General features: G+C 67.2%; 18 protein-coding genes and 1 pseudogene. 10 read left to right on the top strand and 9 right to left on the bottom strand.

What is annotated here, in order from left to right:
- From ruvX to GAK38_RS02095, 10 genes and pseudogenes are all read left to right on the top strand, one after another.
- A complete protein-coding gene (ruvX, locus tag GAK38_RS02140; RefSeq protein ID WP_325341038.1) occupies positions 1-429 on the top strand; it encodes a Holliday junction resolvase RuvX in 429 nt (142 codons plus the stop codon).
- The gene (gene pyrR, locus GAK38_RS02135) at positions 426-923 is read left to right on the top strand and encodes a bifunctional pyr operon transcriptional regulator/uracil phosphoribosyltransferase PyrR (protein WP_325341036.1); all 498 of its coding nucleotides are present in this window, start codon (positions 426-428) and stop codon (positions 921-923) included. Before ruvX ends, pyrR begins: the two co-directional genes overlap by 4 nt.
- Before the next feature lie 13 nt (positions 924-936).
- Positions 937-1893, top strand: a complete 957-nt coding sequence (locus GAK38_RS02130) for an aspartate carbamoyltransferase catalytic subunit (RefSeq protein ID WP_325341035.1) — start codon at positions 937-939, stop codon at positions 1891-1893.
- A 76-nt stretch (positions 1894-1969) separates the two neighbouring features.
- Positions 1970-3262, top strand: a complete 1293-nt coding sequence (locus tag GAK38_RS02125) for a dihydroorotase (RefSeq protein WP_325341033.1) — start codon at positions 1970-1972, stop codon at positions 3260-3262.
- Positions 3263-3269: 7 nt separating this feature from the next.
- On the top strand, positions 3270-4016 hold the full coding sequence (locus GAK38_RS02120; protein WP_325341031.1) for a lysophospholipid acyltransferase family protein: 747 nt from the start codon (positions 3270-3272) through the stop codon (positions 4014-4016).
- A gap of 171 nt (positions 4017-4187) precedes the next feature.
- Positions 4188-6386, top strand: a complete 2199-nt coding sequence (locus GAK38_RS02115) for an ATP-binding protein (protein WP_325341029.1) — start codon at positions 4188-4190, stop codon at positions 6384-6386.
- Positions 6383-7126, top strand: a complete 744-nt coding sequence (locus tag GAK38_RS02110; protein ID WP_325341027.1) for a methyl-accepting chemotaxis protein — start codon at positions 6383-6385, stop codon at positions 7124-7126. The genes GAK38_RS02115 and GAK38_RS02110 overlap by 4 nt, the downstream gene beginning before the upstream one ends.
- Positions 7123-7683 (top strand): hypothetical protein, encoded by a 561-nt coding sequence (locus tag GAK38_RS02105; protein ID WP_325341026.1) that lies wholly within the window; start codon positions 7123-7125, stop codon positions 7681-7683. Before GAK38_RS02110 ends, GAK38_RS02105 begins: the two co-directional genes overlap by 4 nt.
- A gap of 22 nt (positions 7684-7705) precedes the next feature.
- Positions 7706-7870: pseudogene (locus tag GAK38_RS02100) on the top strand (response regulator); the annotation flags it as partial.
- A 177-nt stretch (positions 7871-8047) separates the two neighbouring features.
- Entirely contained in the window at positions 8048-9340 is a 1293-nt protein-coding gene (locus tag GAK38_RS02095) for a tyrosine-type recombinase/integrase (RefSeq protein WP_325341024.1), read from the top strand.
- Here GAK38_RS02095 and GAK38_RS02090 read toward each other — a convergent pair.
- From GAK38_RS02090 to GAK38_RS02050, 9 genes are all read right to left on the bottom strand, one after another.
- Positions 9329-10393 carry a reverse transcriptase domain-containing protein gene (locus tag GAK38_RS02090; RefSeq protein WP_325341022.1) on the bottom strand — a complete coding sequence of 355 codons (1065 nt, stop codon included), beginning with the start codon at positions 10391-10393 and terminating at the stop codon, positions 9329-9331. The two genes, GAK38_RS02095 and GAK38_RS02090, sit on opposite strands and share 12 nt — an antisense overlap.
- A 303-nt stretch (positions 10394-10696) precedes the next feature.
- On the bottom strand, positions 10697-11050 hold the full coding sequence (avd, locus tag GAK38_RS02085; RefSeq protein WP_325341020.1) for a diversity-generating retroelement protein Avd: 354 nt from the start codon (positions 11048-11050) through the stop codon (positions 10697-10699).
- On the bottom strand, positions 11047-11313 hold the full coding sequence (locus tag GAK38_RS02080; protein ID WP_325341019.1) for a hypothetical protein: 267 nt from the start codon (positions 11311-11313) through the stop codon (positions 11047-11049). Before GAK38_RS02080 ends, avd begins: the two co-directional genes overlap by 4 nt.
- Before the next feature lie 58 nt (positions 11314-11371).
- Positions 11372-11953 (bottom strand): hypothetical protein, encoded by a 582-nt coding sequence (locus GAK38_RS02075; RefSeq protein WP_325341017.1) that lies wholly within the window; start codon positions 11951-11953, stop codon positions 11372-11374.
- Between the two features lie 78 nt (positions 11954-12031).
- On the bottom strand, positions 12032-14596 hold the full coding sequence (locus tag GAK38_RS02070; RefSeq protein ID WP_325341015.1) for a hypothetical protein: 2565 nt from the start codon (positions 14594-14596) through the stop codon (positions 12032-12034).
- Positions 14597-14610: 14 nt separating this feature from the next.
- Entirely contained in the window at positions 14611-14997 is a 387-nt protein-coding gene (locus GAK38_RS02065; protein ID WP_058379106.1) for a hypothetical protein, read from the bottom strand.
- The gene (locus tag GAK38_RS02060; RefSeq protein WP_325341013.1) at positions 14994-16256 is read right to left on the bottom strand and encodes a hypothetical protein; all 1263 of its coding nucleotides are present in this window, start codon (positions 16254-16256) and stop codon (positions 14994-14996) included. The genes GAK38_RS02065 and GAK38_RS02060 overlap by 4 nt, the downstream gene beginning before the upstream one ends.
- 5 nt (positions 16257-16261) lie before the next feature.
- Complete coding sequence (locus GAK38_RS02055) at positions 16262-17758, bottom strand: hypothetical protein (protein ID WP_325341012.1); 1497 nt, start codon at positions 17756-17758, stop codon at positions 16262-16264.
- A 3-nt stretch (positions 17759-17761) separates the two neighbouring features.
- Positions 17762-18052 carry a hypothetical protein gene (locus GAK38_RS02050; protein ID WP_058379109.1) on the bottom strand — a complete coding sequence of 97 codons (291 nt, stop codon included), beginning with the start codon at positions 18050-18052 and terminating at the stop codon, positions 17762-17764.
- Between the last annotated feature and the right edge of the window lie 67 nt (positions 18053-18119).

Here is an 18119-nt window from a genome sequence, read left to right as displayed (position 1 = left end):
GTGAGCGGCGATGCCGCACCGGTGCCCGCCGTGCCGGCGAATCTGCAGTCCTTCCTGGCTTTCGACTTCGGCGCCAAGCGCACCGGCGTCGCCAGCGGCAGCCGCTTCCTCGGACAGGCCACGCCGCAGCGCACCATCCGCGCCGAAGGGCAGGACGCGCGCTTTGCCGAAGTGGCCGCGCGCATCCGCGAATGGTCGCCCGACGCGCTGGTCGTCGGCGTGCCCTTCCACCCGGACGGCGCACCGCACGAGAACACCGCACGCGCCCGGCGCTTCGCCCGCCAGCTGCGCGGGCGCTTCGGCCTGCCGGTGTTCGAGGTGGACGAGCGCTACAGCACGACCGAGGCGCTGTCCGCGGGCGCACGCGATGCCGACGCGGCTTCTGCCGCCATCATCCTGGACCAGTTCCTGAGGAGTCTTCCTGAATGAGCACTCTCACCCTCGATGCCGAGGCCCTGTACGGCGAGCTGCTGCGCGGCGTGCGCAGCCTGCTGGAGCCGGCCACGCAGCTCGCCGGCATCACCTCCGGCGGCGCCTGGCTGGCCGAGCGACTGCAGCGCGACCTGGGCCGCGACGGCCCGCACGGCGTCGTCTCGTCGTCCATGCACCGCGACGACTTCGCCCAGCGCGGCCTGGCGGCCGCGGCGCAGACGCAGCTGCCGTTCGACGTCGAGGGCGCCGACATCCTGCTGCTCGACGACGTGCTCTACACCGGCCGCACCATCCGCGCCGTGCTCAACGAACTGTACGACTACGGCCGCCCGCAGCGCGTGCGCCTCGCGGTGCTGGTGGACCGCGGCGGGCGCGAGCTGCCTGTCGCCGCCGACTTCGCCGCCGCGCGCGTGGCACTGCCGGCCGCGCAGCAGCTCGCGCTGGCGCGCACCGAGGCCGGTGTCTTCAGCTTCCACATCGAAAGCCTCTGACAACGACGACACCATGGCTCGACGAAATCCCCAGCTCAATGCCCATGGCGAGCTGATCCATCTGCTCTCTACCGAGGGACTGCCGCGCGAGACGCTCACGCAGATCCTCGACACGGCGGCCAACTTCGTGAGCGTCAACGACCGCGAGGTCAAGAAGGTGCCGCTGCTGCGGGGAAAAAGCGTGTTCAACCTGTTCTGCGAGAACAGCACCCGCACCCGCACCACGTTCGAGATCGCGGCCAAGCGGCTGTCGGCCGACGTGATCAACCTCGACATCGCGCGCTCCTCGGCCAGCAAGGGCGAGTCGCTGCTGGACACCATCGCCAACCTGAGCGCGATGGCCGCCGACATCTTCGTCGTGCGCCACAGCGAGTCGGGCGCGCCCTACCTGATCGCGCAGCACGTGGCGCCGCATGTGCACGTGGTCAACGCCGGCGACGGGCGCCACGCGCATCCCACGCAGGGGCTGCTCGACGTGTACACGATCCGCCACTACAAGAAGGACTTCAGCAACCTCACGGTGGCGATCGTGGGCGATGTGCTGCATTCGCGCGTGGCCCGCTCCGACATCCATGCGCTCACCACCCTCGGCACGGCCGAGGTGCGCGTCGTCGGCCCGCGCACGCTGGTGCCGGGCGACCTGTCGCAGATGGGCGTGCGCGTGTTCCACAACCTGGAGGACGGCATCCGCGGCGCCGACGTGGTCATCATGCTGCGTCTGCAGAACGAGCGCATGAGCGGTGCGCTGCTGCCGTCGAGCCAGGAATACTTCCGCAGCTTCGGCCTCACGCCCGAGAAGCTGCTGCTCGCGAAGCCCGACGCCATCGTCATGCACCCGGGCCCGATCAACCGCGGCGTGGAGATCGACTCCGCCGTGGTCGACGGCGCGCAGAGCGTGATCCTGCCGCAGGTCACCTTCGGCATCGCGGTGCGTATGGCCGTCATGTCCATCGTCGCAGGGAACCAATGACCCCCACGTTCACATTCGTTCACTGCCCCCCGAGGGGGCGTGCCCTCCTTGGGGCGGCCCGGCGGAGGGCAGAAGCATGAAAACCCTCATCCGCAACGGCCGCGTGATCGACCCGGCCAGCGGCCTCGACCGCGTGGCCGACGTGGCGCTGGCCGCCGGCCGCATCATCGGCATCGGTTCCGCGCCGGCCGACTTCGCACCCAACAAGGTGATCGACGCCGCCGGCTGCGTCGTCGCGCCGGGCCTGGTGGACCTGGCCGCCCGCCTGCGCGAGCCCGGCCACGAGCACGAGGGCATGCTCGAATCCGAGACCGCCGCGGCCGTGGCCGGCGGCGTGACCAGCCTGGTCTGTCCGCCCGACACCGACCCGGTGCTCGACGAGCCCGGCCTGGTGGAGATGCTCAAGTTCCGCGCCGAGAAGCTGCACCGCGCGCGGCTCTTCCCGCTCGGCGCGCTCACGCGCGGTCTGGCCGGCGAGGTGCTGACCGAGATGGCCGAGCTGACCGGCTCCGGCTGCGTGGGCTTCGGCCAGGCCGACGTGGCGCTGCAGAACACCCAGGTGCTCCAGCGCGCGCTGCAGTACGCGGCCACCTTCGGCTACACCGTCTGGCTGCGCCCGCAGGACCACCACCTCGGCCGCGGCGCCGCGGCCAGCGGCGCCCTGGCCACGCGGCTCGGCCTGCCCGGCATCCCCGTGGCGGCCGAGACGATCGCGCTGCACACCATCTTCGAGCTGCAGCAGGCCACCGGCGCGCGGGTGCACCTGTGCCGCCTGTCGAGTGCCGCCGGCGTCGAACTGCTGCGCGCGGCCAAGGCCCGAGGCCTGGCGGTGACGGCCGACGTGAGCATCAATTCGCTGCACCTGACCGAGGTGGACATCGGCTACTTCGACAGCCGCGCGCGCCTGTCGCCGCCGCTGCGCCAGCAGCGCGACCGCGAGGCGCTCGCGGCCGCGCTGGCTGACGGCACCATCGACGCGCTGGTGTCCGACCACACGCCGGTCGACGAGGACGCCAAGACGCTGCCGTTCGCCGAGGCCGAGCCCGGCGCCACCGGGCTGGAGCTGCTGCTGAGCCTGGCGCTCAAGTGGTCCAGCGACGCGGGCGTGCCGCTGGCCCAGGCGCTCGGCACGGTCACCGCCGGCCCGGCGCGGGTGCTGGGCCCGGCGCTCGGCACGCTGGCGGCCAGCGTCGGCCGCATCGCCGAGGGCGGCCAGGCCGACCTCGTGGTGTTCGACCCGGCCGCCGCCTGGACGGTGGAAGGCGCCGCGCTCGCGAGCCAGGGGAGGCACACGCCGTTCTCCGGCTACGAGCTGCCGGGCCGCGTGCGCGCCACGCTCGTGGGCGGGCAGATCGCCTTCGCGCGCTGAAGCGGCCGTGCGGCCCCGGCGCCACCTGATCGCCGCCACCCGGCTGGTGCGGGTGCTCGCCCACATCCTGCACGGGATCTGGATCATCCACACCCGGCTCGCGCGCATGTCCGAGGCCGAGCACCAGGCCGCGGTGCGGCACTGGGCCCGCGGCTTCCTGCACCGCGCGGGCATCACGCTGCGTGTGGCGGGCGAGCCGCCGGCCGGCCAGGCGGGGCTGATCGTGGCCAACCACATCTCGTGGCTGGACATCCCCACGCTGCATGCGGCGCACTACTGCCGTTTCATCTCCAAGTCCGACGTGAAAGGCTGGCCGTTGCTGGGCACGCTGTCGGATGCTGCGGGCACGCTCTACCTGGAGCGCACTTCGCGCCGCGACGCCGCGCGCGTGGTGCAGGGCATGGCCGAGCGGCTGCGCGCCGGCGACCTGCTGGCGGTCTTCCCCGAAGGCACGACGGGCGATGGCCGCACGCTGCTGCCTTTCCATGCCAACCTGCTGCAGTCGGCGATCGAGGCGGACGCGCCGGTCGTGCCGGTGGCCCTGCGCTTTGCCGACGGCCGCACCGGCGCCACCAGCTTCGCCCCGAGCTACACCGGCGACGAGGTGCTGATCGGATCGCTGTGGCGCACGCTCGGCGCCAGCAGCATCGTGGCCGTCGTGCGCTACGGCACGCCCCAGCGCGCCCAGGGCCGCGACCGCCGCGCCTGGGCGCAGGATCTGCACGCCGAGGTGGACCGGCTGCGGGGAGTATAGGCCGATAGAGCGCGTAAATCGTGCGCTAGAAGGCATTAGAGATGGGAGTATGCGGTCCGGGGCCGGCGCGGGCCGCAGGCCGTCACGAAAGCGCAATGTCGGCCCGAAATAATTGGATGCATGTGCCGGCTCCCTGCGGGCTGGCGTGGCCCTTTTTTCGAGCCTGCCTTCATGAGCATCCGCCAGCGCATCATCCTCCTCGTCGTCCTCGTCTTCCTCGCGCTGGGCGTGATCGGCGGCTACGCCATCGTGCAGGCCCGCAGCAACTCGGGCCAGGTGCGCACGGTGACCGACGGCGTCGTGCCCAGCGCGATCAAGTCGGTGGAGCTGATGACCCAGCTCAAGGACGTGCAGATCGCCACGCTGGCCATGGTGGCCGCGCCCGACAACGACACGGCCCGGCGCCTGCTCGACGAGGTCAACGCCAGGAAGGACGGCCTGCAGAAGGCCCTGGCCGAGCAGCTCGCCCAAGCCGACAGCCCGGCCCAGAGCGGCCTCATCAAGGCTGCGCAGGAGAGCCTGCAGAACTACTTCTCGTCGATCAACGACACGGCGCAGTTCAAACTCGCCGGCCAGACCGCGCTGGCCGAGGCCACGATGGGCGCCACGGTCGACCAGTACCTGCGCGAGCAGGGCCAGATGATCGACGCGGTGCAGGTCGAGAAGCGCCGCAGCAAGGATGCCGCCATCGCCGCGCTCAACGGCGAGCTGACCCACACCTCGACCATGCTCACGGCCATCAGCGGCATCGCCGTGCTGGCGCTCGGCGCCATCGGCTGGCTGCTGTACCGCCAGGTCATCCACCCGATCGCGCAGATGGAGTCGAAGATGACCGAGATCGCTGCCAGCCAGGACTTCACCCACCGCCTGGAGGTCACGCGCAACGACGAGATCGGCCGCTCGATGACCGCCTTCAACGCCATGCTGCAGAAGATCGAGGAGAGCACGGCGCTGGTCAGGCAGAAGGCGGCCGACATCCAGGCCCTGCTGCACCACGTGCCGCAGGGCATCCTGACGGTGCAGGCCGGCGGCACGGTGCATCCGGAGTTCTCCGACTTCCTGCGCACCATCCTGGAGACCGACGAGATCGCCGGCCGCGACGCGATGGCCCTGGTATTCGACCACACCGACCTCGGCGCCGACCTGCGCGCGCAGACCGAGGCCGCGCTCCACGCCTGCCTGGGCGAGGACGCGATGAACTTCGAATTCAACGCCCACCTGCTGCCCACCGAAGTGCAGCGCCGCATGCCCGACGGCCGCGTGAAGACGCTGGACCTGAGCTGGGCGCCGATCGCCGGCGACGACGGCACGATCCAGCGCCTGCTTCTGTGCGTGCGCGACGTGACCGAACTGCGCAGCCTGGCCCGCGCCGCCACCGCGCAGCGCCGCGAACTGGGTCTCATCGGAGAGATCCTGGCCGTGGAGCCGGAGAAGTTTCATGCCTTCGCCGAGGGCGCCGCGCATTACCTCCAGGAGAACGCCCGCATCGTCGAGACGCACGGCCAGGCCGAGGCCGTGGGCCTGCTGTTCCGCAACATGCACACCATCAAGGGCAACGCGCGCACCTATGGCCTGCAGCACCTGACCGAGGTGGTGCACCGCGTGGAGCAGCACTACGACGCGGTCCGCAGCGGCCGGGCCGCCTGGGTGCCCGACGAACTGCGCGCGCAGATCTCCGAGGTGCGCGCGGCGCTCGACGAGTACCTGCACATCCACACCGCCAAGCTCGGCCGCGGCGGCGCGGTCCGCCGCGGCGAGCCCGAACGCATCGGCGAGGCGCTGCGCGGCGTGATCGATGCGCTGCCCGCGCTGGCCGTGGAACTTGGCAAGGAAGAGCCGCACGTGGCGATCGAGGACGACGGCATCGCCGTGCGCCCGCCGGTCTGCGGCATGCTGCGCGACGCGTTCATGCACCTGCTGCGCAACGCCGTGGACCACGGCATCGAGCCGCCGCTGGCGCGCATCGCCCACGGCAAGCCGGCCGCCGGCACCATCGGCCTGACCCTCGCGCTCGACGACGACGCGCTGCGCATCGCGCTGCAGGACGACGGCCAGGGCCTGGACCTCGACCGCATCCGCGCCAAGGCGCTGTCCCAGGGCCTGCTGCCGGCTGACGCCGCACCCTCCGCCGACGGGACCGCCCAGCTGATCTTCGCGCCCGGCTTTTCCACGGCCGAGCAGGTCACCGAGATCTCCGGTCGCGGCGTCGGCATGGACGCGGTGCGCGGCCTGGTCGAGGCCGAGGGCGGCAGCATCGCCATCGTACTGCTGGGCATCGAGGGCGCGCGCGTGCGCCCGTTTCGCACCGTCATCACGCTGCCCGCCCGGCACGGCGTGCGCCCCGGCGACAAGGCGCTGATCGCGGCATGACACCGGTGTGGAACTTCATCGCCGGCATGCTGGCCGGCGGCTTGGCGGCGGTCCCCTGGTTGCTGCGCCTGCGGGCGCGGCTGGAGGCGCATGAACGGCAGGTGCAGTCGGCGCGCCGCGAACTGGCCGTTCCCCGCGCCGAAGCCGACATGCTGCGTGCCGAGCTGGCCGCCCAGCAGGCGGCCCATCGCCAGGCCGCCGGCACCTGGGAGCAGCGCTGGTCCGAAGCCCGGGCCGACCGCCAGGCGGCCGTGCAGGACGTGCTTGGCCAGGCCGATCGGCTGCGCGGCGTGGCGCTCGGCCATGCGCGTGAACTGGCCGCGGGCATCACCGACCTGTACGGCGCCGAGAAGACCTTCGAGCGCTGGCACGACGACATGAAGGTGCTGCTCGACCACAACCGCGGCATGCACCACAAGAACGACGAGTTCTCGCACATCGTGCGGCAGATGGTGATAGTGGCGCTCAACGCGTCCATCGAGGCCGCGCGCGCCGGCGCCACCGGCCGCGGCTTCAGCATCGTCGCCAACGAGATGCGCTCGCTGTCGGCGCGGGCCGAGGCGCTGTCGGCCGACTACCGCCGCACGCTCTACGAGAACGACCTGATCACCACCACCACCTTCCAGGACATGCAGGCCGGCGGCCGCATGATTCTCGGCGCCGTGCGCAGCCTGGAACTGGTCAGCCGCAAGAACAGCGAATCGCTGGCTTTGCCCGCCGCCGCGTTCGAACTCGCATGATCATCAGCCCAAATGCACGCGACAGCCTGGAACGCATGGCGGTCCAGGGGCTGCGGGATGCATTCGCGCGCCCGGACGGCGGCCTGCCCGACGTGGCCCGTGTGGACGACCCGGGCCAGGGCGCCGGCTCGCACATGGTCGTGCTGATGATCGTCTCGAACCACCTGCGGCTGGTGATGGCGCTGCACGTGCCCGACACGGCCGCGAGCCGCGCGTACTTCGTGCCGCAGGGCCTGCCCGCCGGTACGGCGGCCGAACGCGACCGCGTGTTCCGCGATGCGCTGTCCGAGCGCGGCAACATGTGCTGCGGCATGGTCAACCGCGCGCTGGGCCGCTTCTTCCGGCACACGGGCATGTCCACGCCGCACACCATCGACAGCCGCAGCGGGCCGCATCTGCGGGCGCTGCCGCACCAGCACCTGGCGCACTTCGAGCTGGCGGCGGGCGACGCGGTCATCGTGCGGGCCAGCCTCTGCGTGGACGCGCACGAGCCGCTGGACTTCGACTGGCATGACGAAGCGCCCGCCGAGACGGCCGGCGAACTCGAACTCTTTTGATCTTCCCGCAGGGTTTACGCACATGGCACAGATCCTCGTCGTCGACGACTCCAGCACCGTCCGCAACGAAGTGGGCAACTTCCTCCAGGCCAACGGCCTTACCGTCGCCTTCGCGGTGGACGGCCGCGACGGCCTGGCCAGGCTCAAGGCCGACCCGGGCGTCAAGCTCGAAACCTGCGAACTAAATTAGCGTTCCATAACGTCTCAATACGTTTTTAACTCCCCGGCTTCTCCCCTCAACCTCTTGAATCATCGTTTCGTAGCGTGTCAAGATGCGCCCCTACATCGCGCATAAAGTGGGTAGCTAGGTGGGTAGCTAGAAGCTCCCGGCCAACTAGCTACCCACCCCGAAGGGAGGGGCTACTTGGCAAAACTCACACACCTACTGAATGACATCCAGATCAGGAACTGGGTGTCGAAAGGCGAAGCCATCGCGCGCTCTGATGGCGACGGCCTCACCTTTACCCTATCCGGCGCCGGCACGGCGACATGGATTCTCCGCTACCGCATCGGCAAAGGCCGCCGGCGCGAACTCACCATCGGGAACTACCCCGACGTTTCCCTGACCTCCGCACGCGAGAAGGCCCGCGTCGCCCGCGTCGCCATCGACGAGGGCCGCGACCCGGCTATCGAAAAGCAAGAAGAAAAGAACCGGGTGCAGGCCGCGTGGAGCGTGCGCGACCTGATCGCCGACTACAGGGAAAAGTGCCTGCTGCTCACCGAGTACGCCCAGGACACCATCGACTACCGAAACCGCGACTACGACCAAATCATCATCCCCTACATCGGCGCGCGCCCCGTGCAGCGCGTCACGTCCATCGACATCGTGGCGATGCTCACCGACTGCAAGCGCACCTGGACGGTATCGAAGCGCATCCTCACCTCCGCATCCAAGCTGTTCGACCATGCTTGCGGCCTGAAAATCATCGCCGCCAACCCCTGCACTGGCGTCAAGCTGAAGTCCATCAAGGGGCCGCGACCACCCATCCGCAAGCGCGTCATGCTGCTGGAAGAAGAGCTGCGCGAACTGCTGCCCGACATCGACATCATCGGCACGGAGAACGCCTACGCCTTCCGTATCCTGCTGGCAACGTGCGTGCGCGGCATCGAACTGGCGAAGGCCAAGAAAGAGCACATCTTCCTTGACATGGGCATGTGGTGGATACCGGACGAATCGGTGAAAACTCGTCGGGGCTTCCTCGTGCCACTCACGCCCGTGGTGATCGAGTGGTTCCGCGCCCTATTTGAAATGTCTGGGGAATCCATCTACGTGCTGCCCGCGCGCCAAGAGCGCCGGCGCCGCAACAAGGGCGGCGATACCCACGTCGGGGGTACGACCCTTTGGGCGGCCATCCGCCGCGCCTTCGAGCGGCACGACATCGAGATACGCAAATTCACCCCGCACGATACCCGCTCAACGGCCAAGGGCCACCTGCGCAACATGAGTGTGTCCTGGGAGGAATCCGAGGTGGCGCTCAACCACAAGCTGGGCGAGCTGGACGAGATTTACGACGTGCGCGAGGAAAGGCCAGAGCGCCGCGAGGCGCTGGAAAAGTGGTGCGAGTTCATCGTGGCCTGCGAAACCGGCGCCCCCACGCCGGCGTTCGTCAAGCCCACGCAGGGGAGCAACGTCATCCGCCTGCTGTCAGCGGCCTAGCGCCAGCTTGGCTGGGATGTCACGCAGGCCAGGCACCAGCACCAAGTCGCCAAGTACGCCTTCGACGGTGCGGTGGGCCTGGCAGTGCTTCGCGTAGGCGAGGAACGACATCACGCGCTGGCGCACGTCGGGCAGCTCGACTTCGCCGGCGAAATACTGGGTCATAAGCTGGCGGAAGTCCGCGCGGGCGCGCTTGATGTTGCGCTTGCGCGGGAGGATGTGCGCCGGCCAGATACGGTAGCCACAGAAGTCAACGCCGCGCTGCCACGGGTGAATCGCCGTCTTCGGGTTCAGCGACAGGCCCAGGGCATTGACAACCCTTTCCAGGGCCTGTAGCACCCGCTGCGCTTCGGCCTTGTCCTTCACCACCGCCACGAAGTCGTCCATGTACCGCACGTAGAAGCGCAGGCCCATGTCGTCCTTGGCGACGTGATCGAGGCGGTTCAGCAGGACGTTCGCCCCGAGCTGGCTGGTCAGCGCGCCGACGGGCAGGCCCAGCCCGGCCTCGTGGCCGTAGCCGCTGATGATTTGCCGCCAGAGCCAGAGCACGTCGGGATCCGCGATGACGCGCTCCACCTCGTCCATGAGAATGTGATGCTGGATGCTGGCGAAATACTTGCTGATGTCCGCCTTCACCACGTAGATGCCATCGCCCCAGTTCCGCTTCGCCACGCGCAGGAAGTGCTGCACGCGCATGACGGCGCGCTGGGTGCCCTTGCCCTCGCGGCAAGCGTAGCTGTCGAAAATGAAGCGGCGCTCGAAGTGCGGCTCCACCACCTGCACCAGGGCATGATGGACGACGCGATCTTGAAACGGTGGCGCCTGAATCAGGCGTAGCTTGGGCTCGCGCACCACGAACTCGCGTTGCGGGCCGGGCTTCCAAGTCTTCCAGAGCATGTGATTCTGGATGTTGAAGAGGTGCTCTTCAGCCTCTACCGCGAACTGCATTACCTCGTTGCGATACCGCTTTCCGTCGCGGGCGCCCATGTAGGCCAGGTGCAGGTTTTCAAAGGAGGCGAGTTCGTCCCAAAGACCATTCACAGTGCGCGGCATGTCTTCCTATTCGGTGTGGTCGGGCGCTGCCACGTCCGCCGGTTTCCCGGCTACTGGCCGCAGCGCCCTGTTCATCTTCGACAACATGGTCAGGACAAAGGCCCCAAAGGATATGCACTGGACGGCGACCCTTGGGCCACGCGCCTTCTGGCACTATTCGTTTGCGAGGCGACCGCCGATATTCGTGTTGACGTTCGACGCGGGATTGTTGACGTTCAGGCAGAAGAGCCCGTCGTTCGCGCCGTTGTCCCAATTGCCGCCGTTATAAGCCCTTGCCCATTCAAAAAAACCGGGTGGGTGCTACTACATGGCGGCTCCTTCGTGCTTGATCCACGCGCCGACCATGCGGCCAATTTCGTTCGTGTGTTTCATCCAAACTTCCAGGCGATGCGTGTTGATGTATTCCAGGCGATGGGCCTTGCGGATGAAGTGTCGGAACACCTCGATTTCCACGTCCAAGTCGAAAAGCGATGAAGCCTTCTGTCGGCGCTTCCACGCTACGACGGCCAGGCGGCATACCTTGTTCATGGCGGCGCGCATTTCAGCGCAGAGCAGATGCCTTTCGAGCTTCGGGAACTGATGCAGGACGGTGTGCGTGTAGGCGTCGAGTTCTTCCAATTTGGTGATGAGCTTCAGGTATGCGTCGTTGCTTTTCAAACCAGCCTCTCTCCTTCGTCCTCTTCGATGGTCTTCTGGCAATGGTCGTTGTCGAAGACATTGAGTAGCCTGCACAGGACGCAGCCCCACCGCTTGCCCTCTCGGGCGGCCTTGCCGGCGCGGCTGCTGATGGTTTCGTCCTCGCTTCCATCCAGCGCGGCGTTCAGGGTCTGGTCGTTGGAGACGGCGACGCGGAAAGCGCGATCACTTCCCGCGATGGCCGACAGCAGCGCCAGCAGATTGCCGGTCAGCGTCATCAGCATGGAGCCCAGCAGCAGGGCAAGGCGTGCGCAGTATTGCTTCACCTGGCGCCCCGCCCAGTTACCAGGAAATGGCGGACAGGGCTTCCAGGTCTTCGGCAGCGGTGATGAGGTCTTCGGCGGCCTGACGTTGCCCGATGAGCACGCCGGATGCCGCCACATAGGCGTTCATCTTCTGAAGCACGCGCGAGGCCAGTTCCGCGACGGGCAGCCCGCGCGCCGTGGCGATGGCGGTCAGCAGCGGCGCGTCGGACTGCGGGTCAGCGGACAGCGCCGTGGCTTCCTTGACCTGCTGGGGCCAGGACTGCACTTCGCTATCAGGGTAGTCGGCGGCCAGCGCGGCCACCGCCTTCTGACACTCGCCGTTGATTTCGGTCAGCTTGGCGGCCTTGGCGGCATTGAGGATGGCCGCGTCACTGACTTCGAGGATGTCCTCGCCCAGCAGTTCGACCAGATCCTGACTGCACGCCGGCACGTCTTCCGGCTGGCCGGGAACCGTGACCGAAATGAACAGGCGGCCAGGGCGGTACGCCTCGGGGACGAGGTACGCCTTGACCTTGGCGGCGGTTGCCACCTCGGGCAGCGGCACGGTCATGGTGGAGCCTTCGACTTCCACCACCAGATTCCCGTTTTCGATTTGCATTTACTGCTCCTTTCTTGAGAGGGGCGGCGCGCTTGGCGCGCTCGCCCAACTGCTACATGACACAGGTCACATGACCCATTACACCTTTGCGAGGCGACCGCCGATACTCGGGTCGACGCCCGACGCGGGAAGGCCGACGTGCAGGCAGAAGAGCCCGTCGGTCGCGCCGTGGCCCCAATTGCCGCCGTGGTACGCCACGCAGTTCGCAGCCGACCAGAAGGCGTCCGCATACGTGCCGTTCGAGGCCGAAGCGTCGATGGTGGCGGGCAGGAACACTTGCGACAGGTCGTAGTTCGCGCCGGCATCCACGGACATCGTGACCGGGTAGGAGGCCGAAGCCGATGGCGCCACCTGGTTCGTGGTGATGTAGGTCTTGTTGCCCTGCTTGTCCCAGATTTTGTATTTCAGGCTGGCGTCGGTTTGCAGTCCATCGACCATCTGCCAGACGTTCGACCAGAGGCCGATGATGCCGCGCCACGAGGCTTGCGAGGTGGGAGACGCATCGACGTTGGTAGCGCCGGAACTGTTCGAATTGCCTTGACCGACCAAGGTCTGGGCGTCAGGGTTGCCCAGTTCGATCAGGGCCAGCATCTGGATGGCGGAGAGTTGGTAGATGCTCCACAGCGAGAAGCCCGTAACGCCCCCGGTGTTGCGCGCGTTCGCGCGAGCCTGCATCGTCGGGAAGTCGATGGAAACCAGCGGCCCGACGGCGGCCACGGACGCCAGCTTGTTGCCGGAGGCGTTCGAGCCCTGGTACTTGCCGACCCAATACTGGGCCAGGTCAGCGCCGGCGTTCTTGAAAGCCGGGTGAATCTCGAAGCCGGTTTCCTTCTTGTCCGAAACCCAGATGGCCTTCTTGCCGACGTAGGCGCCGGACGCCACGATGCCGGTCTTGATGTAGAAGGCGGGCACCTTCACCATCGCCTGGCTGTCCAGTGTCTGATCGACGATGCCGGCATAGGTCGGGTGGGCGTTGAAGAAGGCGGCGTCGGTAGCTTTGGCGTTGCCATCCTCGTCGATGCGCGCCCATGAACCGGAAGTCGCACCAGTCGAAACCAGGGCAATGCCGATCACCGTGCCGAAAATCTTTTTCGTGGTGAACTTCGTCTCCACCGACCATTCCGACCAGCCGATGGTTGCGCCCTTGTGGCGGACGCGCCAGAAGTATTGCGTGTTCGAGGACTGCAGCAGGCCGGCGGGGACGGCCAGCGAGGTCAGATGCGTGGCATCTTCGCCGCTGTCGTAGGTGGCAGCGTCATAGGATGCGCTGGCCTCGCGGATTTGCCATTGGGCCGCCGCTTGGGTGTCCGCACCCGCATAGACCGCGAAGGCACTGGACGACAGCGTGGGCGTGTCGGCGACGTTGGTCAGGTTGTTGGCCGGGCCGACGTTCGACGGTGCCTGCACATACACGAACGACGCGGCGGTGGAGAACGAAACCGGGTCAGACCACGGCGACCACGCGCCTTCGGCGTCGCGCGCGCGGCCACGGGCGAAGTAGTCATGGCTGGTTTGCAGGCGCAGGCCGATTTCCTGCCAGGACAGGCCGCCCACCTGCGTGCCGCTGTCGATGATGACCTCGGCGAAGTCGGCGGTGGCGGAGACTTGGAATTGCACCGCGCCCACGGGCGTATCGGTGGGCGAAACGTAGCCGGTCAGGCCCAGCGTCGGGCGGTCGGTCAGGTTTTCAGCACCATCGACGGGGTTGGACATGGCGGGCTTCAGCGGCGGCGTGTGCGTGCCGCGCAGGCCCGTGGTGGAGCCCAGGCCGATGATGTGCTGGATCTCGGTGTTGCCAGCACCGCCCACGACGGTCACGCGCAGCGCGGTGTCGCCATTGACGAGCAATTCGTACTCGCAGTCGATGTAGCCCGCCGGCACCTTGCCACCTTCGCGCGTCCAGGCCAGCGGCGCGGACACCCATTCACCGTCGATCAGAAAATCGACGTTCACCACGGAGGCGGTGGGCGTGCGGCGGATGACGACGGCGCGCTTGACGCCATCGAAGCCCAGATTGATGGGCTTGGAGAAGTACGCCGCGCCCGGCTTGGCCTGCGCGGTGCCGTTGGCGACGGCAAACGACGTGCGGGCGAGGAACGCGCCGGCGCCACCGTAGGCGTTCGCCAGCGGATCGGAAATGCGGATGCGGGTGCCGTTCAGTACGGCATTGACGTGAACCTGCTCGGCGTGCGTCGCGTTGTAGATGACGTAGTTCTGGCCGGGCGTGAAGAAGCTGCTGTCGGTCACGTCGATGGAATCGTCGCCGGCGACGGCAGAGGTCACGGCAATGGGTTGCGTGTCGGTCAGCGTGTATTCGCCGGCCCACATTTCAAGGCTGATGTTGTTGCCCGAATAGTCCCAGTCCAGGCGCACCGCGCGCGCCAGCATGGGCGCGGTCATGCCCTGCAAGTCGCCGATGTCGCCGCCCAGGTCTGCAACGGCCTGCGCCACCTGGTTCATCTTGTCGGCGAAGGTGGGCGCGTCGCCCTTGGCGGCGTTCAGCTCGTCTTCGACGGTCGTCTGGCGCTCGTCGAGGGCGGCGAAGTTCTCGTCGATTTCCTGGTAGCGCGTGTTCCACAGCGAGGGGACGGCATCCGGCTCGTTGTTCGGAATCGGCGTGATGTTTTGGTTGGGCAGGGACATGGGGAGAGCTCCTTTCAGAATCGCATCTTCAGATTGACGCCGTAGGTTTCCCCGTTCTCCAGGTACTTCGGCGCAAAGGTTTTCCAGCAAACAAGGTTGCCGTCGGTGTCGAGCAAGGCCGCCTCGGAGAGAGCGCCGGCGTTGAGGTCGTCGGATTCAACGACGCCCTTCCCGGTGGCGGAATACAGGTCTTCTTGAACCAAGGCCGTGACGGGCTTGCGCTTGACCTCGTGGTAGAGGCCGGCGGCGCCGCTGTCGGCGGGCTTGGCGGTGTTGTCGGGGTTGTGGCCACCGTCGCCATAGGCGATGAATGCGATGGGCTTGAGTACGCCCGTGCCGGCCATGTGGGCGGCGACGCGGCGGCGGTAGCTATCGGCGACTACGGCTTCGGGCACGGTCACGCTCCTTCGATCTTGTAGAACTCAAATTCCGCGTTCCTGGGGCCGCCCAGCTTCCATGCGCCGGAGAGCGTCAGGCGCGCGGGAGAGGTCGGCAGCAGGACGGGCTGCTGGTAGTTGCGGATTTTGAATTGACCGAAGCGCGGGTATTCGGTCATTTTCCGAGTGGGGAGCCGATGCGAGCCGTCGAGACGGAATGCACCGATGTGCAGGCCGCTACCAACCGTCCAGCCGCCATCGAGGCGGCGCGTGTGGTGGTAGAGCTTCGTTGGTGGCGGAGGGGTGACGTACTCGAACTCTTCCAGAGGCAAGGTTTCGACCCGCCAGGCCGGGGCCTCGGCGGTGATGGTCACGCGCTGTGCGCCGGTGACACGGCAGTTGTGCAGGTGCCAGTTCGACTTCTGGCCGTACTTGTGGCCCAGCTTGAAGGTTCCGAACGGCTGCGGCAGGCGCGGCAGTTCGCCGTCAATCCCCAGCTTCCAGCGCCCGGACGGATCATCGGTGATGACGCGCCCGCACCACGGGTAGCGCGCCAGCATGTCCTTCCGCATCCAGAACTTGTAGGACGCGAGGATGGTCAGCAGGAACGATTCGTTCAGCCAGAAACGGAACACCGGCACGAGGCGTGCCGGAATCACGTCCTTGATAATCTGGATGAGTTTGGCGACGGACTGGGTATCCACGTCGAAGCCCAGCGAGATCATGATGCGGCTGGTCAGGAACATGCCGCTCGTATCCACCACCCTGTCCTTGCGGCTTTCGTCCGCGTCCTCGATGCGCCGGCCCAGGCCCCAGGTGCCATCCAGCTTCAGGCCCGGCTCGCCGACTTGATGCAGCCACCACGCGAAGCTCGGCTTCGAGGTGTAGAGCGCAGTGGGATACGGGTAGTCCTTGTCCTGCCAAAGCTGCTCAATCTCGCACTGGTTCGGGAATAGCATTTGCAGGTAGGTCTTCAGGAAGTGCAGGCCGCGCCCCTGCACGTCGCCAGACTTCCAGGCCCGGTACAGGTAGCGCGTGGCCGCCTCTTCACGGTCGCCTTGCAGCAGCACCAGGCCGTCTGTATTGACGGCTTTGCGCACGAGGTCGAAGGAACCCAGGTGCGCGGCGCCTGATACATTCACGTCGAAGACATCCGGGGCCAGCATGTCGTTGAAGAGGTCGAGGAAGAGCCGCTTCAGGTCGTCTTCAACATCGTTTTCGGCATAGCTGTTTTCCAGCGGCAGTAGGCGCGGGAGCTGGGCATTCGAGAAGTCAAAGGACATGGCGATCACCCGCCCCAGGTGGGCGTGACGATGTTGGCCGTTTCGACGGTCACGGCCAGGCTGTCGGCGGACACGTAGCGCCACATTTCAGGGCGTGCGGCCAGCGACGGCGGCTCCACGATGTTCACGGTCAGGTCAGAATCGCCGCTTGCCAGCGCCGCTACCTTCTGGCGCAGCAGCTCATACACGCGCTTGTAGAGCGGGCGATTGCGCCCACGGCGCGACGCGGCGGCGGCCTGGCCGAACTCGCCCAGGGCGGCCTCGATGATTTTCTGGCGCACGTCGGAAGCCACGTAGGACGTGCTCACGCGCGCGCCCACGGACATGGCGATCTTCGAGCGCACCGGCGTGAAGAAATAGACCCGGTAGCTGTTGTCGGCGGCCAGAATCGTGGCGCGGATGGTGCGCTGCGTCTCGGTCAGGTCGTCCTCGGCGATTTTCACCGGCGCCACGGGCGCGGCGGGATCCGCTTCTTCGAGCACGGCCTCGCCTCCCTCTTCAGACAGACAGGCCACGAACAGGGCGTTGATGTTGTCGAGGCTCGCACCGCGCGCCTGCTCTTCCTCGGTTTCGTTCCAGATCGAGAGGAATTGCAGGTTCGGGAACTTCTTGCGCACCAGAAACCCGAACTCGCCCAGGAACACCGCGTTGTCGTCATAGACCGACGGGTAGCGCGCGAGGTCGCGCAGCACCGACATGGGCATGGGGTTCTGGCCGGGCTGCAAGAGCGCGTCCATCTTGAGCTCCACGACGGCTTCCAGCGGCGAACCAAGATACTCGAACGAGAACGGGCTGCCGAAGGCTGGGCTCACGGCGCCGTTGGTGTAGTAGGTGGTCAGGGTGATTTCGGCCCCGTCCGCCGGCTGTACGCCCACCACGCCGCTGAAGCCGAAGCGGACATAGACCTGCTGGCGGTCGTCGGCTTCGACGTGAAACACGCGCTCATCGGCCTCGGTATTCACGTAGCGGTTGCGGTAGGCGTACCCACCCTGCGCGTCGCTCACGGCGATGGAGCACAGGAAGGCGTCGTCGTCCGCCGCCGGCACGGGCACGGCATAGAACGGCTCGCTGCCGGAAACCGTGTGCGTGGTCGTCACGGCGCGAAGCTGGCTGGCCTCGAAGGTGGCCTCGCCGCCCGGCGGGATAGTGACGGGGGTTTCCGCGCGGTACAGCAGGCCGGACGAATCCAGCAGCGTGCGCGCCGATTCCACGGTGAAGTCCTCGGTGCCGCCGTTGATGGCGCGGATGCGCACGCGCGCCGGCGTGCCGCTGCGGATGATGCCGCGCATGGCCGCGTCGGCCAGCACGGTCGAATCACGTACCTTGTCGTAGGGTTCGGCCTGGGCGGTTTCCACCTGGGCGGAGAACATCGCCAGCATGGTCGCCATCGCGTCCAGGTGTTGCAGGGTGCGCGGGTCGCCCGCCTGGTACAGCGGCGCGATGGACTGGTAGTTGCCGATGGTGTCGGCGATTTTCTTCTGGAAGTCTGCCTTGGTGTACATGCTCTATGCCCCCGGCACTTGAATTGCCACGCCGGCCACATCCACGAACAGATCAACCCTGTCCGGTGGCGTGCGCACGGCGTAGAGGTTCAGCGAACCGGGGGGAAGAGCCTGAAGCGCTGGGATGTCCTGGCGCATCTTTTCGAGGAAGGCTTCGGGCGCACCGTCAGCCTGCGGCAGTTGCAGCAGGGCCTTGGCGTCCTGGCCGTAACCGGAGCCCAAATAGCCCTCCACCGGCGTGTTCAGCCAGTGCCGCACCATTTCCTGAATGTCTTTTCCCGTGATCGTCGCCATGCTGAAAGTGTGCGGTGCTGGCAACTACAGGAAACCCGCTGTTTTCCGGGTTGTTTTTTGTCGTTCA

This window comes from Xylophilus sp., assembly GCA_009914555.1.
In the GTDB taxonomy this organism is placed as follows: Bacteria; Pseudomonadota; Gammaproteobacteria; order Burkholderiales; family Burkholderiaceae_C; genus WNDY01.
The sequence above is the reverse complement of the archived record's forward strand: the minus strand, read 5'-3'. Positions and strand labels throughout refer to the sequence as shown.

Excerpts from the sequence above, each read along its gene's own strand:
- GAK38_RS02055 (WP_325341012.1), bottom strand. The coding sequence starts at position 17,758 with ATGTACACCAAGGCAGACTTCCAGAAGAAAATCGCCGACACCATCGGC.
- GAK38_RS02105 (WP_325341026.1), top strand. The coding sequence starts at position 7,123 with ATGATCATCAGCCCAAATGCACGCGACAGCCTGGAACGCATGGCGGTC.
- pyrR (WP_325341036.1), top strand. The coding sequence starts at position 426 with ATGAGCACTCTCACCCTCGATGCCGAGGCCCTGTACGGCGAGCTGCTG.
- GAK38_RS02050 (WP_058379109.1), bottom strand. The coding sequence starts at position 18,052 with ATGGCGACGATCACGGGAAAAGACATTCAGGAAATGGTGCGGCACTGG.
- GAK38_RS02090 (WP_325341022.1), bottom strand. The coding sequence starts at position 10,393 with ATGCCGCGCACTGTGAATGGTCTTTGGGACGAACTCGCCTCCTTTGAA.
- GAK38_RS02075 (WP_325341017.1), bottom strand. The coding sequence starts at position 11,953 with ATGCAAATCGAAAACGGGAATCTGGTGGTGGAAGTCGAAGGCTCCACC.
- GAK38_RS02060 (WP_325341013.1), bottom strand. The coding sequence starts at position 16,256 with ATGTCCTTTGACTTCTCGAATGCCCAGCTCCCGCGCCTACTGCCGCTG.
- GAK38_RS02070 (WP_325341015.1), bottom strand. The coding sequence starts at position 14,596 with ATGTCCCTGCCCAACCAAAACATCACGCCGATTCCGAACAACGAGCCG.
- GAK38_RS02125 (WP_325341033.1), top strand. The coding sequence starts at position 1,970 with ATGAAAACCCTCATCCGCAACGGCCGCGTGATCGACCCGGCCAGCGGC.
- GAK38_RS02130 (WP_325341035.1), top strand. The coding sequence starts at position 937 with ATGGCTCGACGAAATCCCCAGCTCAATGCCCATGGCGAGCTGATCCAT.
- GAK38_RS02110 (WP_325341027.1), top strand. The coding sequence starts at position 6,383 with ATGACACCGGTGTGGAACTTCATCGCCGGCATGCTGGCCGGCGGCTTG.
- GAK38_RS02115 (WP_325341029.1), top strand. The coding sequence starts at position 4,188 with ATGAGCATCCGCCAGCGCATCATCCTCCTCGTCGTCCTCGTCTTCCTC.
- GAK38_RS02080 (WP_325341019.1), bottom strand. The coding sequence starts at position 11,313 with ATGCTGATGACGCTGACCGGCAATCTGCTGGCGCTGCTGTCGGCCATC.